This window comes from Hymenobacter sp. IS2118 (assembly GCF_000715495.1).
Taxonomy (GTDB): Bacteria; Bacteroidota; Bacteroidia; order Cytophagales; family Hymenobacteraceae; genus Hymenobacter.
Genome location: NZ_JNLX01000130.1, coordinates 12,694 through 26,656 on the forward strand (window position 1 = coordinate 12,694; position 13,963 = coordinate 26,656).

Below are 13,963 nucleotides of genomic sequence, written 5' to 3' on the forward strand. Positions count from 1 at the left end.
GCATCTGAATCTGTTGTCCTATTCACCGGGTCGTGAAACAGCCACTATCTCCGCTTTTTTCGTTGCACCAACACCCGTTGCCGTGACCGTTACCCCCCCGAAACAATTCCCCATTTCTGTAGTCGCCCCACTCCGCTGGCTGGGCATCTGGGTACTGGCGCTGCCCCTGCTGCTGGCCGGCTGCGTGAGCACCAAATCCACGTACAACCGTGACCAGGTAAGCCAGCGCCTAAAGGCCCGCAGCGGCTACGAGCTGGGCGCTGCCCGCACTGCCAGTGCCCCGGCCCCCGCGCTGCCCAACCTGCAGGACGGCCTGAGCGAAGACGAAACCGTGACCCTGGCCCTCACCCGCAACCCCGCCTTTCAGGCCGACCTGAGCACCCTCGCCCTGGCCCAGGCCGATTTGCAGGATGCCGGCCTGCTCGCCAACCCCGTCCTCTCCGGCGTGACGGCCTTCGGTACTTCGCCGGTTTCTCTGGCCCTCAGCTTCGCCTCCGACCTGCTCTGGCAGCGGCCCGGCCGGGTGGGGGCCGCCCAGCTCGAAACCCAGCGCGTGGCCGAAAGCCTAGTGAGCCGGGGCCTGCTGGTGAGCCGCGACGCCCAGGTGTCCTACACCGATATCACCCTGGCCGAGGAGCGGCTGCGCATTGCCCGCGAGGGGATTGTGATGCGGGCCGAGGTGGCGCGCATCGTGCGGGCCCGCTACCGGGTGGGCGAGGCCAGCGAGTTGGAAACCGTGGCCCCCAGCGCCGACTCGCTCCGCGCCGTCGACGACTTCTACCGCGCCCGCCGCGACGCCCAGGTGGCCCGCCTACGCCTACTCGCCACCCTGGGCCTGGATTCGGTGAATGCCGATTCGCTACGGTTTACAGCCGCGCCCGCCTCGGCTACTACGGTGCCGCCGCTGCGCACGCTGCTCGATTCGGCCTACGCTGCCCGGCCCGATTTGTGGGCCGCCCGCACCGGTATCGAGGGCATCGGCAAGAGGCTGAAGTGGGAACGGAGCCGGGTATTTTCGTTTGTGCTTTCGCTGAATGCCCGCCTCAACGACCCTAAGCCCGTGAGCCTGGCCCCCGGCGCGGCCATCGGGCTGCCCATCTTCAACCGCAACCAGGGCCGCATCTCGCGGGTGAAAGCCGAGCTGGAACAGGCCTCGTGGCAATACCTGGCGTTGCGCCAAACCGTGAACCTCGACGTGCGCGAAGCCTACGCCCAGTTCGAGCAGGCTACCCAGAGCGTGGCGCTGTGGGAAAACAGCTACCTACCCACCCTCACCGATGCCCTGCGCCGCTCCACCAACGCCTTCATCAACGGCGACTTTCCCTACGTGCAAGTGGCCGAAACCACCCGCCAACTCCTCGACGCTCAACAGCGCGCCGCCGACGCCCGCGCCGACCAGCGCCGCGCCGTGGCCCGGCTGCGCTACGCCGTGGGCGGCCGCTTCTAATTGAAGACTTAACAATCCAGCACAAAACAGCCCGTCATGCTGAGCGAAGGCGCAGCCGCAGTCGAAGCATCTCTACCGCTTCGGCTGGCACCCCTCTCTTTTGGAGAGGGGTCGGGGGTGAGGCGCTCACGGCCCCAACGAAGCGGTAGAGATGCTTCGGCAAGCTCAGCATGACAGTCTAATACTTCGCAACTATGTCCATTCCTAGTCTCATACCATTGTCTCGCCTCCTCCCGCTGGTCGGCATACTCAGTTTGGCCGCCTGCGGCAAAGAGGAGAAGCCCAAGGCCATTGTCGCTTCCGAAGTGGAAAACCCGGTGAAGGAATCGGAGCTGACCACCGTGACCATCACCGCCGACGCGGAGAAGCGGCTGGGCATTAAAACCGTGGCCATCAAAACCGACAACGTGCAGGCCACGCGGGAAGTGGGCGGCGAGATTCAGGCCGTGCCGGGCCGGGCCGTGACCATTGTGGCTCCCGTGCAGGGCACCTTGCGCGGCGGGGCCAGCATCACGGCCGGCCAGCGCGTGCGCCAGGGCCAGACGCTGTATAGCCTGGTGCCGCTACCCGCCGAGCGCGACCTGCTCACCCTCAACCAGGGCACGGCCCAGGCCCGCACCCAGTTGCAGGTGGCCCAGGCCCGCCTGAGTCGCGCTGAGGCCCTGCTGGCCGACCGCGCCGGCAGCGTGCGGGCCCGCGACGATGCCCGCGCCGACGTGGCCCTGGCCCAACGCGGCCTGGCCGATGCCCGCGCCCGCCAAGCCTCGGCCAACGGCAACGCCGGTGTAGGGCAGGCCCTGCCCATCAAAGCCCCCCTCAGCGGAGTGGTGCAGCGCGTCACCGTCACCGATGGCTCGGTGGTGACGCCCAACATGGTGCTGGTGGAGCTGGCCGCGCTCAACAAGGTATGGGTGCGCGTGCCGCTGTTCGTGGGCGATTTGCGTCGCCTGGGCAAGGGCCAGGCGGTAACCGTGCGCCCGCTCGACGGCGGGGCCCCGCGCCAGGGCCGGCCAGTGGAAGCGCCTTTGCTGGGGGCCACCGCCGGCACGGGCACGGCCGATGTGTTCTACGAAATCGACAACGCCGACGAAGCTTTCCGCCCCGGCGAGCGGGTGGCCGTGGACGTGACGTTGGGCGGCAACAACCTGGCAACTGCCGGCGCCGCCACAACGGAAGCCCTCACTATTCCGGCCGCCGCACTCCTCTACGACGCCACGGGCGGGCAGTGGGTGTACGTGCGCACCGCACCCCGGCAATACACCCGCCAGCGCGTGGAAGTGCAGCGGGCCGTGGGCGACCAAATCGTCATTTCCCGGGGCGTGAAAGCCGGGGCCGAAGTCGTAACCGACGGCGCGGCGGAGCTATTCGGAACAGAGTTTGGCGGGAGCCATTAATCCAATAGGTGAATGAGCGACTGGGTGAATGGGTGAATGCTCTAACGGAGTTGGTTGCCCATCCACCAATTCGCCCATTCACCCATTCACCCATTGACTTATGAAGTGGATAATTGAATCAGCATTGCGGCTGCGCCTGGTGGTCGTCATCCTGTTTGGGGTGATGCTGGTAGCGGGCCTGCAGGTGGTGCGCAACACGCCGCTGGACGTATTTCCGGAGTTTGCGCCGCCTTATGTGGAGGTGCAAACCGAAGCGCCCGGCCTGAGCACGGCCGAGGTGGAAGCTCTTATCAGCGTGCCCCTGGAAAACGCCCTGAACGGCACGCCCGACGTGAAGAAAATCCGCTCCAAATCGGTGCTGGGCCTCTCGTCGGTGGTGCTGTACTTTCCGCAGGGGATTGACATTAATAACGCCCGGCAGGCGGTGCAGGAGCGGCTGGCGCGGGTGGCGCCCACGCTGCCCGGCGTGGCCCGGCCCCCGGTGATGCTCTCGCCGCTGTCGTCCACGAGCCGGGTGCTGAAAATCGGCATTACTTCCGACAGCCTCACGCAGGTGGAAATGACCACCCTGGCCCGCTGGAGCATCCGGCCGCGCCTGATGGCGGTGCCCGGCGTGGCCAACGTGGCCATCTGGGGCCAGCGCGACCGGCAGCTGCAGGTGCTGGTGAACCCCGAGCAGCTGCGCACCCTAGGTCTCACGCTGGCTGAGGTGGAAAAGGCCGCCGCCGATGCCACTACCCTGGCCGGCGGCGGTTTCATTGACTCGCCCAACCAGCGCCTGGCCGTATCGCAGAGCGCCGCCATCCAGAGCGCCGCCGATTTGGCGCAGATGCCCGTGACCTTCCGCAACGGCGTGAGCCTGAAGTTGGGCGAGGTGGCCCAGGTGGTGGAGGGCTTCCCCGCGCCCATCGGCGACGCCGTGATTAACGACGTGCCCGGCCTGCTGCTCATCGTGGAAAAGCAGCCCGGCGCCAACACCCTGGAGGTGACGCGCCAAGTGGAAGCGGCCCTGAACGCCATGCGCCCCGGCCTGAAAGGGCTGGAAATCGACTCGACCATCTTCCGCCCCGCGACCTTTATCGAGATGTCGCTGAGCAACCTCAACAAGTCGCTGCTCATTGGCTGCGTGCTCGTGGTGCTGGTGCTGCTGTTCTTCCTCTACGAGTGGCGCACGGCCCTCATCAGCGCCCTGGCGCTGCCCACGTCGCTGATTGCGGCGGCGCTGGCGCTGCGCTACTCCGGCAAAACCATTGACACGATGGTGCTGGCTGGCCTCATCATTGCCCTGGGCGAAGTGGTGGACGATGCCATCATCGACGTGGAAAACATCATGCGGCGGCTGCGGCTGAACAAGGAAGCGGGCTCGCCCAAAACGTCGTTTGCGGTGGTGTACGAAGCCTCGATGGAAGTGCGCTCGGCCGTGATTTACGGCTCGGTTATCGTGGCGCTGGTGCTGCTGCCCATTTTCCTGCTGCCGGGCTTGTCGGGGGCGTTTTTCCAGCCGCTGGCTTTTGCCTACGTGCTGGCCATTCTGGCCTCGCTATTCGTGGCCCTCACGCTCACGCCCGCGCTGGCCCTCCTACTGCTGCCCAAGGCGGCTGAAAAGGAATCCAAGGATGCGCCGGTGGTGGCTTGGCTCAAGCGGCACTACGCCCGGCTGCTGCCCGGCCTGCTGGCCCGGCCCAAGCGCGTGGCCTGGTCGCTGACCGGCATTGCCGTGGTGTCAATGCTTACACTGCCGTTTTTCGGCCAGGAATTCCTGCCCAATTTCAAGGAATACGACTTTTTGATGCACTGGGTGGAGAAGCCCGGCACCTCGCTGCAGGCCATGTCGCGCATCACCATCCGGGCCAGCAAGGAGCTGCGCGCCATTCCGGGCGTGCGCAACTTCGGCGCCCACATCGGCCGGGCCGAGGTGGCCGATGAAGTGGTGGGCCCGAACTTCACCGAGCTGTGGATTTCCGTGGACCCCAAGGTGGACTACGAGGCCACAGTGGCCAAAATCCAGACCGTGGTCGACGGCTACCCCGGCCTCTACCGCGACCTACTGACGTATTTGCGCGAGCGAATCAAGGAGGTGCTCACCGGCACCTCGGCCACCATCGTGGTCCGCATTTTCGGGCCCGACCTCGACCAACTCTACACCAAGGCCAAGGAAGTGGGCGCGAAGCTGGAAGGCGTGGAGGGCGTGGTGGACTTGAAAGTACAGCAGCAAACCCTGGTGCCGCAGATTCAGGTGAAGATTAAGCCCGAGGCGGCGGCCCGGTTTGGCCTCAGCCCCGGCACCGTGCTGCAGGCCATCAGCACGCTGGTGAAGGGCCGCAAGGTGGGCGAAATCTACCAGGAGCAGAAGATTTTTGACGTGGCCGTGTGGGGCCAGCCGGCCGTGCGCTCCGACTTCGGAGCCGTGCGCGAGCTGCTCATCGGCCTGCCCGGCGGCGGGGCCGTACCGCTCAAAGAAGTGGCCGACGTCCGCATCGTGCCCACCCCCAACGAAATCACCCGCGAAGCCTCCTCCCGCCGCATCGACGTGACGCTGAACGTGCGCGGCCGCGACCTGGGGTCCGTCGCCCGCGACGTGCAGGCGCAGGTCGACGGCGTGGCTTTTAGTGCCGGCTACCACCCCGAAATTCTGGGCGAGTATGCCGAGCGGCAGGCCTCCCAGAACCGCATGGCGCTGCTGGTGCTGCTCTCGCTGGTGGGCATCTTCCTGGTGCTCTACACCGATTTCGGCACCGTGCGGCTGGCTACCCTGGGCCTGCTGAGCTTGTTTTTCGCTGTGTCGGGCTGTCTGTTGGCGGCGTTTCTCACAGGCGGGGTGCTGTCGCTGGGCTCCATCGTGGGCTTTATCACGGTGCTTGGGGTGGCGGCCCGCAACAGCATCATGCTCGTGAGCCACTACCAGCATCTGGAGCGCGAGGAGGGCATGCCCTTCAGCAAGGAACTCATCATTCGCGGCTCGCTGGAACGGGTTTCACCCATCATTATGACGGCCCTAACCTCGGTGCTGGCGTTGCTGCCCATCATTCTGGCCGGCAACGAGCCGGGCTCGGAAATCGAGCACCCGATGTCGGTGGTGATTCTGGGCGGCGTGGTCACGTCCACGGTGCTCAACCTGCTGGGTATGCCGGCGTTGTACTGGGCCTTCGGGCGCAAAAAAGCGTCTTAAGTTCGATTTGCGCGCATCTTCTTCCGACCGTTTTTACCACTGCGCCCGCTGCGGAAAAAGCTCTTTTCACTGCCACGCGTAAGCAGTTTTCAAGCAGCCGTAGCCGCATTTTCGTTGGCCCGGCAGGGGGAGAAAGGGGAGGGGCCGGGAACCGAGTGGGGCCTGATAGTTGTATAAATGAACATCCGTTCATAAGTTTGTATTCGCTATGACAATGCCTGCCGCTGCCGCCGACCTGAACCTGACCACTGAGAAGATGGAAAAGGTGGCGTTCATTCTCAAAACCACGGCGCACCCCACGCGCATCGCCATCGTGCAGCTGCTGGCCCAGCAGGAAAGCCTGTCGGTGACGGAAATCAGCGAAAAGCTCCGCGTAGAGCAGTCGCTGCTTTCCCATCACCTCTCGGGCATGAAGCTCAAGGGTATTCTCAGCTCGCACCGCGAAGGCAAAAACATCTATTACGCCCTGAAGATGCATGAAGTAGTGGATGTGATTCAGTGCCTGGCCGCCTGCACGTTTTTGTAGCGATGGCGGCTTTTTTTGGTCTTACACATGAACAGTCAATCATAAATTCATACGTTTGTTATGCTACTGCACTTCGGATACTTCGCGGCCATTTTTATTGGGCTTTCTCTGGGCATTATGGGTGGCGGCGGCTCTATTCTCACGGTGCCGGTACTGGTGTATTTGATGGGGGTGAGCCCGGTGCTGAGCACGGCGTATTCCTTGTTTGTGGTGGGCAGCACGTCGGTGGTGGGGGCCGTGGGCTACTTCCGCAAGGGGCTGGTGTCGCCGCGCACGGCCGTGGTGTTCCTCATTCCTTCGCTACTGGCCGTGTTTCTGGTGCGCAAGGTGCTCATGCCAGCCATTCCGAATGAGCTGTTCACTTTGGGCGGCATCGTGTTCACCAAAGATTTGCTGGTGCTGGTGGCCTTCGCCGTGCTCATGGTGGGCGCGGCCGTATCCATGATTCGCAGCAAGCAAGGCGAGGTAGTTCCCGATGGCGAGCCAGCGTCGGCGCACTCCTTCAACTATCCGCTCATTTTGGGTATCGGGCTGGTGGTGGGGGCGCTCACGGGCTTTGTGGGGGCGGGGGGCGGCTTCCTCATCATTCCGGCGCTGGTGCTGGGGGCGCGCCTGCCCATGAAACTGGCCGTGGGTACGTCCCTGGCCATTATTTCCCTCAATTCCCTCATCGGTTTTACTGGCGATTTGAGTGCGGGCACGCCCATTGCGTGGTCGTTTCTGCTGGGGTTTTTGGCCTTTGCGCTGGGCGGCATCGTGCTGGGTACCTACCTGGCGCGCTTCATTCCGGGGGCCAGGCTCAAGCCCGCCTTTGGCTGGTTCACCCTGGCCATGGGCACGTTTATCCTCACCAAAGAGCTGCTGTTTCACCACGCCTAAGTAGGCAACGGGGTATCAGTTGCTGTTTGTTAGTCAATTGTTTATCGAACAACTGACAACCAGCAACTGACAATTTAGAAGCAATTCCTTCTCCCTTATTCCATCCGTTTTTTTTTTTTTTTTATGAAAATCGAACAGTTTGATGACAAGGGCCTGTCCCACTTCTCCTACGCTATTCTGAGCGAGTGCGCCCGCGAAATTGTGCTCATTGACCCGGCCCGCAACCCGCAGCCGTATTACGATTACGCCAAGCAGCACGATGCCAAAATCGTGGCCGTCATCGAAACCCACCCGCACGCCGATTTCGTGTCGGCGCATCTCGAAATTGCACAGGCCACCGGGGCCGTTATCCGCGTGAGCAAGCTGTTGGGGGCCGATTATGCCCACGAAGCGTTTGATGAGGGCGACTCGTTTACCGTGGGTAAGCTCACCTTTCGGGCCCTGAATACGCCCGGCCACTCGCCCGATTCCATCAGCATTGTGCTGGCGCACGAGGGCCAGGACGCGGCCGTGTTCACCGGCGACACGCTCTTTATCGGCGATGTGGGCCGGCCCGACCTGCGCGAAAAAGCCGGCAATATTCAGGCGAAGCGCGAGGAGCTGGCGGCTCAGCTTTACCATTCGCTGCGCGAGAAGCTGATGCCGCTGCCGGCCGCGGTGCTGGTGTACCCGGCCCACGGCGCGGGCAGCCTCTGCGGCAAAGCCACGAGCGGCGCCAACAGCAGCAGCATCGGCGCCGAAAAAGCCGGCAACCCTATGCTGCGCGCCATGAGCGAGGCGGATTTCATTGAAGAGCTGCTGGCCGACCAGCCCTTCATTCCCAAATACTTCGGCTACGACGTGGCCCTGAACAAGGCCGGCGCGCCCGCCTACGCTCCCAGCGTGCAAGAGGTGCCGCGCTTAGCTGCCGGCGCCACGCTGGCCGCCGGAGCCGTGGTCATCGACTCGCGGCCCGAAACCGAATTTAAAAAGGGCTACGTGGCCGGAGCCATCAACATTCAGCAGGGCGGCAAATTTGAAACCTGGCTGGGTTCGATTGTGGGCCCGGAAGAGCCGTTCTACCTGTTGGCCGCCGACGCGGCGACGCTGGAAGACCTGATTCAGAAAACCGCCAAAATTGGCTACGAGCCGCTGATTAAGGGCGCATTGGTGGGCACGCCGGCCACCGCTGCCACCATCCCTGCGCTGGACGTTGCGCAGTTCCGCCAGCACCCGGAGCGCTACACCATCGTGGACATCCGCAACCCGGTGGAGCACCGCGACGAGCCCATTTTTGCGGGCTCCCTCAGCATTCCGCTGCCCGAGCTGCGGGAGCGCGCCCAGGAAATTCCTACCAACAAGCCCGTGGTGGTGCATTGCGCGGGTGGCTACCGCTCGGCGGCCGGCAGCAGCATTTTGGCCGATGCGCTGGCCGGCACGCAGGTGATGGATTTGGGCGAGGCCGTGAAGTCGTTTCAGATTGCTTCGGCAGCGCATTAGACCCCTATTCAACAACCAGAAAGTCATGCTTCGGCTGTGCGGATGCCAGATAAAGCACGCCAGTCAATTTTTCTCCCCTTCATCTCTAAACCCCTTCCTCATGTTCGGTTTTTCTAAATCTTCCGCGCCCGCTTACCACAACCTCACGCCCGCGCAGTTTGCCGAGGGCCTGCACCAGTCCGGCGCGGTGCTGCTGGACGTGCGCCGGCCCGACGAATTCGCGGCCGGCCACCTGCCCGGCGCGGTCAACATCGACGTGACCGGGCCCGACTTCGGGGCCCGCGTGGCCCGGCTGGACCCCGCTCAGCCCACCTACGTGTACTGCCGCAGCGGGGCGCGCTCGGCCAATGCCGCCGGGCAGCTCACTGCGGCCGGCTTTGCGCAGGTCAGCAACATGCTGGGCGGCGTGCTGGACTGGTCCGAGCCGCTGACGACCAAATAGCCTGCTTTATTATTCCGAAATCCGTTTCCATGCTCGAATTATTGCAAAAGCCCTGGCCCTGGTATGTGGCCGGTCCCCTCATTGGTCTCACGGTGCCGGCGCTGCTGCTGGTGGGCAACAAAGCACTGGGTATCAGTAGCTCGCTGCGGCACGTGTGCGCGGCCTGCGTGCCGGCCGGCATCCCGTTTCTGACTTATAACTGGCGGGCCGAAATCTGGAATCTGGTGTTTGTGCTTGGCATTGCGCTGGGCGGCTTCATCGGCTACCGCGTGCTGGGCCACCCCGAAACCATCGGCATCTCGGCCGAAACGGTGCGCGACCTGAAGGCCCAGATGCACCTGACGGACTTTTCCGGGCTACTGCCGCGCGAGCTGTTTGCCCTTGACAACCTGGCCAACTGGAGGGGCTGGGTATTTCTGGTGCTGGGCGGCTTTCTGGTGGGGTTTGGCACGCGCTACGCGGGCGGCTGCACGTCGGGCCACGCCATTTCGGGCCTTTCCAACCTGCAATGGGTGTCGCTGGTGGCGGTTATCGGCTTCTTTGCCGGCGGCCTGGTCATGACCTGGGTTATTTATCCGCTGCTATTTTAAGCCAGCCTTATGAAATACTTTAAATACCTGGTGCTGGGTACCTTATTCGGCATTATTCTTACCAAAAGCGAAGTTATTAGCTGGTTTCGGATTCAGGAAATGTTCCGTTTCCAGTCCTTTCACATGTACGGCGTCATCGGCTCGGCCGTGGTGGTGGGGCTGATTTCGATTCAGCTCATCAAGCGCAACCACCTGAAGTCGCTGAATGGCGAGCCCATTGCCATCGCCGACAAGAAATTCAACCACGGCGTGTGGATTGGCGGGTTCATTTTCGGGCTGGGCTGGGCCCTCACCGGGGCCTGCCCCGGCCCGCTGTTTGCGCAGCTGGGCAGCGGCGTGGGCGCGGCGGCCGTGCTCATCCTGGCCGCCCTGGCCGGCACCTGGACCTACAGCGCCCTGCGCGAAAAGCTGCCCCATTAAGCGCCGGGCCGGGGAATTGCTGAACCGCCGAGCGGAAGCCGGCCGGCTAGTAATCCCCGGCCCGGCCGGGTGCGGTGCTGTATAAAAATAGCTAGATAACATGATAAAAGAATATTTTTCTACTTTTAGGCTTCCTCTTCTTTTACCACGCTTTCTGAGACTATGAACAAACAACTGATGATACTAGCCAGCGCCCTGGTGCTGGTTACGGGCTGCGAGCAAGCCCAAAAAGCCCAGGAATCCTACTCGACTATCTCGCAGCTGAGCAAGGCCGGCGAGAACATAGAGGAAACCATGGACAAAGCCAAAACCCAGCGCACGGAGCGCGAGCAACGCGGCGATACGCTTTCGCTGCCCTACAAAGAGCTGCAACAGTACTTGCCCACAACGGTGAGCGGCTACACGGCGGGCGAGCTCAGCGGCCAGTCGCAGAAAATGAGTGGGATTTCTTTCTCGATGGCCGACCGGGAATACACTGCCGGCGAAAGCACCGTAAAAGTGTCGCTGGTTGACTACAACGGCGCCGACGAAATGTACCAGGGCATGGCTGCTATGTACAGCCTGGGTCTGGAACAGGAAAACGACGAAAAGATTCTAGGCCCTACCACGCTGAAGATGGACGGCGTCAACGGCATGGAAACCTTCTATAAAAAGGACGGCCGGGCCGAAATGTCATTGGCCATCAATGGCCGATTCCTGCTCAACCTCACGGCCGATAAGCAGAAAGATATGTCCCTGCTGAAATCGATAGCCGAAGACATGGACCTCGAAAAACTCTCGAAAATGTAGGCAGCCGCCCCGCCCGCGCCACGTAACCAGACATGCAAAAGAGCAGCGCTACCCAACCGGGCGGCGCTGCTCTTTTTTTGGTAATCGAAGCATTAGCGCAGTTTCGGGGTGCGTCTACGGGAATATAGAGCAGGCCAACGCCGAGCGTAGGGACGCGCCTTGGCGCGTTCAGCGTCTGAGAGCCGATGGCAGGGGGGCCGCCCGCCCAGTCGTCGAACGCGCCAAGGCGCGTCCCTACACCCAGACGCCGAAACCGCAATGCTAGCGCTATCAGCCAACTACTTCCCGCCCTTTTTCAAATCCCGAAACACGTTGTTCAGGCCCTCGGCCCAGGTGGGGTGGGCAAAAATCATCTCCTGAAGCTGCTGGTACGTCAACCGCCCGGCCATGGCCACTTCGATAACGGCCATGATTTCGCCGGCTTCGGGGCCGAGCAGGGTGGCGCCCAGCAGCCGGTCGTCTTTGCCCACCAGTACCTTCCAGAAACCCTGGGTGTAGCTGGTGTGCTGGGCCCGGCCAATGGTGCGCACGGGCATGGTAGCCACCCGATAAGGCAGTTTCTGTTCTTGCGCCTGGCCTTCGTCGAGGCCGATGCGGGCCATGGGCGGGTCGGTGAACACGCAATAGGGCAGGGGTCGCTCGCGGGCCGAGCGTTTCCGGCCGTGCAGCAGCGCGTCGCGCACCACGCGGTAGTCGTCGTAGGCCAGGTGCGTGAACTGCGGGCCGGGGTGAATGTCGCCTAGCGCATACACGCCCTTCACGTTGGTTAGCAGATTATTATTGACCAGGATGTAGCCTTTTTCATCGGTTTTAACGCCGGCAAATCCCAGTCCCAGCTTGTCGGAATTAGGCGTGCGGCCCGTGGCTACCAGCAGGTGGGAGCCGCGCAGGCGGCGCTCGCCGGTGGGGGTGGTGGCCGAAAGGGTGATGGTGCCGCTGGGGCTGCGGCTCACGCTGTGGGCGCGGGCGTTGAGCACAAATTCCACGCCCTCCGCGCCCAGGGCGTCCTGCAGGCCGCGGCACACGTCATCATCCTCGCGCTCCAGCAGCTGCGGGCCCGATTCCACAACGGTAACGCGGCTGCCGAAGCGCCGAAACATCTGGCTGAATTCCAGGCCGATGTAGCCCCCGCCCAGGATGATGAGGTGCTCGGGCAGCTCCTTCAAATCGAGTAGCTGCGTAGTGCTGAGGTAGCCCACATCGGCCAGGCCGGCCACGTCGGGGATGGCGGCGCGGGTGCCGGTGTTGATGAAAATGAGCGGCGCCGTGAGGTCCTGGCTGCGGCCGGTGGCCAGGGCCACGTGCAGGGCGTGCGGCCCCATGAAGGCAGCATGGCCTTCAAACAGGGTGATGTTGGGCTGCTTTTTGGTGAGATTGGCCCGCACACCGTCGCGCATGGCGGCAATCACCCGGTCTTTGCGGGCCACGGCGGCGCCCAGGTCCACGCGCAGGTCGGCGGCGTTGGCGGTTTCGGGGGCGGCTACCTGGGCGGCGGTGCGCAGCTGGTGCAGGCGGTCGGCGGTGGCAATAAGCGTCTTGGTGGGCGAGCAGCCGTAGTTTATGCAGGAACCGCCCAGGCGGTTTTCCTCAATGAGGGCCACCTTGCGGCCCGCACCCGCCAGGGCAGTGGCCAAGGGGTTGCCGGCCTGGCCGGAACCGATAATAATAGCGTCGAAAGGAGTTGCGGGCATAAGTAAGAAAATGAGTGTAGCTGCTTGGCATACGGACAGGGGCGGCAAGGGAACGAAGCCCATCCCAAAAAAACGGCGCGGCGGAGAAAAGCGACTCCCCACCGGCGGGAATAAACTGCAAAGTCAGGCAGAAAGACGAAATTGCCGTATCAGGCGTTGTTTTGCCTTCCTCCCGCTTTGCCCGTCCTTATGAAGCACCTGCTGCGCCTTGCCTATGTCCCCGTTTTCGCCGGTCTTTCCAGCTGCGCCTCGCTGTATTTCCCGCCGCCGCCTCATGCGCCACTGCTCACGCACAAGGGCGAGGCATACGGGTCGGTGAGTACCAATCTGCAGAATAATTTTGCCTTGCAGGGCGCCTACGCCGTCACCAACCACTTGGGCGTGGCGGGCACGTTTTCCTCGCTGCACCGCAGCAAGTCGCGCAAAACCGAAAACCTGGATTTCGCGGAGTTGAGCGTCGGCTATTTCACTCGTCTGTCTGATAAGCGCGTGCTGGAAGTGTACGTGGGCGCCGGGGGCGGGGCCACCGAGCGCATCGAGCGCAACGCCGAAAAAGTAACCACCCAAACTCTCGACGGCAGCCTGTCCAAGGTTTTTGCCCAAGTGAACTACGCCCGCAAAAAGACAAAGAACATTCATCTTTTCAAGCGCGATTTCCCGCTCACCTACGGCGCGGCCCTGCGCATGAGCTACATGCAGCTTAACAACTTCCGCATTGATGGCCAGGTGGCGCCCGGCGAAAACAACGTTTTTTTTGAGCCCATCACCTTCACCCGCACCCAAATAGCCGGCCCCGTGCAGCTGCAGCTAATGAGCGGCCAGATTTTCGGCTTCCGCAACAATAAATTTCTGAAAGCCGCCAACTCGGTGTTCCAGGTCGGCATTGTGGTCAACATTGGCGAAGGTCAAGTCAAGTTTTAGCCCTGACTTTTCTATAGAAAAATGAGACCACTAATTTTTGGATTTGGCTTAATGCTCATGTCGTGTTCAACCACGCGGGTGCTGCAAGAGAAATACATCGGTGGTGATAGGTACCACCTTTGGGTCTCATTAACTGATGTTACGCACCATCCTAGCGGACTGCCTGGAAACGGCCTTTGCTGATGCACCTAAAGTCTCTTTGTGAAGCGTAGGCGC

General features: G+C 62.6%; 12 protein-coding genes. 11 read left to right on the forward strand and 1 reads right to left on the reverse strand.

The window, feature by feature from the left end; all coding sequences use genetic code 11:
• Window positions 1-82 precede the first annotated feature (82 nt).
• From GM79_RS11650 to GM79_RS11695, 10 genes are all read left to right on the forward strand, one after another.
• The gene (locus GM79_RS11650; RefSeq protein WP_051718813.1) at window positions 83-1,447 is read left to right on the forward strand and encodes a TolC family protein; all 1,365 of its coding nucleotides are present in this window, start codon (window positions 83-85) and stop codon (window positions 1,445-1,447) included.
• Window positions 1,448-1,665: 218 nt separating this feature from the next.
• Window positions 1,666-2,841, forward strand: a complete 1,176-nt coding sequence (locus GM79_RS11655) for an efflux RND transporter periplasmic adaptor subunit (protein ID WP_035564026.1) — start codon at window positions 1,666-1,668, stop codon at window positions 2,839-2,841.
• Between the two features lie 100 nt (window positions 2,842-2,941).
• A complete protein-coding gene (locus GM79_RS11660; RefSeq protein ID WP_035564028.1) occupies window positions 2,942-6,010 on the forward strand; it encodes an efflux RND transporter permease subunit in 3,069 nt (1,022 codons plus the stop codon).
• Window positions 6,011-6,218: 208 nt separating this feature from the next.
• Entirely contained in the window at window positions 6,219-6,536 is a 318-nt protein-coding gene (locus GM79_RS11665; protein ID WP_235184048.1) for an ArsR/SmtB family transcription factor, read from the forward strand.
• A gap of 60 nt (window positions 6,537-6,596) precedes the next feature.
• On the forward strand, window positions 6,597-7,415 hold the full coding sequence (locus tag GM79_RS11670; RefSeq protein ID WP_035564034.1) for a sulfite exporter TauE/SafE family protein: 819 nt from the start codon (window positions 6,597-6,599) through the stop codon (window positions 7,413-7,415).
• 123 nt (window positions 7,416-7,538) lie between these two features.
• Window positions 7,539-8,894, forward strand: a complete 1,356-nt coding sequence (locus tag GM79_RS11675; protein WP_035564036.1) for an MBL fold metallo-hydrolase — start codon at window positions 7,539-7,541, stop codon at window positions 8,892-8,894.
• Window positions 8,895-8,994: 100 nt separating this feature from the next.
• A complete protein-coding gene (locus tag GM79_RS11680; RefSeq protein WP_035564038.1) occupies window positions 8,995-9,336 on the forward strand; it encodes a rhodanese-like domain-containing protein in 342 nt (113 codons plus the stop codon).
• Window positions 9,337-9,365: 29 nt separating this feature from the next.
• Window positions 9,366-9,926: a YeeE/YedE family protein gene (locus GM79_RS11685; RefSeq protein WP_035564040.1), complete on the forward strand. Its 561-nt coding sequence runs from the start codon at window positions 9,366-9,368 to the stop codon at window positions 9,924-9,926.
• 9 nt (window positions 9,927-9,935) lie between these two features.
• Complete coding sequence (locus GM79_RS11690; RefSeq protein ID WP_035564042.1) at window positions 9,936-10,346, forward strand: DUF6691 family protein; 411 nt, start codon at window positions 9,936-9,938, stop codon at window positions 10,344-10,346.
• Window positions 10,347-10,508: 162 nt separating this feature from the next.
• On the forward strand, window positions 10,509-11,135 hold the full coding sequence (locus GM79_RS11695; protein ID WP_035564044.1) for a hypothetical protein: 627 nt from the start codon (window positions 10,509-10,511) through the stop codon (window positions 11,133-11,135).
• Between the two features lie 278 nt (window positions 11,136-11,413).
• On the opposite strand, the gene GM79_RS11700 is transcribed toward GM79_RS11695, so the two are convergent.
• Complete coding sequence (locus tag GM79_RS11700) at window positions 11,414-12,826, reverse strand: mercuric reductase (protein ID WP_035564046.1); 1,413 nt, start codon at window positions 12,824-12,826, stop codon at window positions 11,414-11,416.
• Window positions 12,827-13,015: 189 nt separating this feature from the next.
• On the opposite strand from GM79_RS11700, the gene GM79_RS11705 reads away from it, so the two are divergent.
• Window positions 13,016-13,747, forward strand: coding sequence for a hypothetical protein (locus tag GM79_RS11705; protein WP_035564048.1), 732 nt, complete (start codon window positions 13,016-13,018; stop codon window positions 13,745-13,747).
• The last annotated feature ends 216 nt before the right edge of the window (window positions 13,748-13,963 follow it).

Bases quoted from the DNA above. Each gene is read 5' to 3' on its own strand.
- GM79_RS11680 (WP_035564038.1), top strand. From the start codon at position 8,995: ATGTTCGGTTTTTCTAAATCTTCCGCGCCCGCTTACCACAACCTCACG.
- GM79_RS11665 (WP_235184048.1), top strand. From the start codon at position 6,219: ATGACAATGCCTGCCGCTGCCGCCGACCTGAACCTGACCACTGAGAAG.
- GM79_RS11670 (WP_035564034.1), top strand. From the start codon at position 6,597: ATGCTACTGCACTTCGGATACTTCGCGGCCATTTTTATTGGGCTTTCT.
- GM79_RS11700 (WP_035564046.1), bottom strand. From the start codon at position 12,826: ATGCCCGCAACTCCTTTCGACGCTATTATTATCGGTTCCGGCCAGGCC.
- GM79_RS11695 (WP_035564044.1), top strand. From the start codon at position 10,509: ATGAACAAACAACTGATGATACTAGCCAGCGCCCTGGTGCTGGTTACG.
- GM79_RS11675 (WP_035564036.1), top strand. From the start codon at position 7,539: ATGAAAATCGAACAGTTTGATGACAAGGGCCTGTCCCACTTCTCCTAC.
- GM79_RS11705 (WP_035564048.1), top strand. From the start codon at position 13,016: ATGAAGCACCTGCTGCGCCTTGCCTATGTCCCCGTTTTCGCCGGTCTT.
- GM79_RS11660 (WP_035564028.1), top strand. From the start codon at position 2,942: ATGAAGTGGATAATTGAATCAGCATTGCGGCTGCGCCTGGTGGTCGTC.
- GM79_RS11685 (WP_035564040.1), top strand. From the start codon at position 9,366: ATGCTCGAATTATTGCAAAAGCCCTGGCCCTGGTATGTGGCCGGTCCC.
- GM79_RS11690 (WP_035564042.1), top strand. From the start codon at position 9,936: ATGAAATACTTTAAATACCTGGTGCTGGGTACCTTATTCGGCATTATT.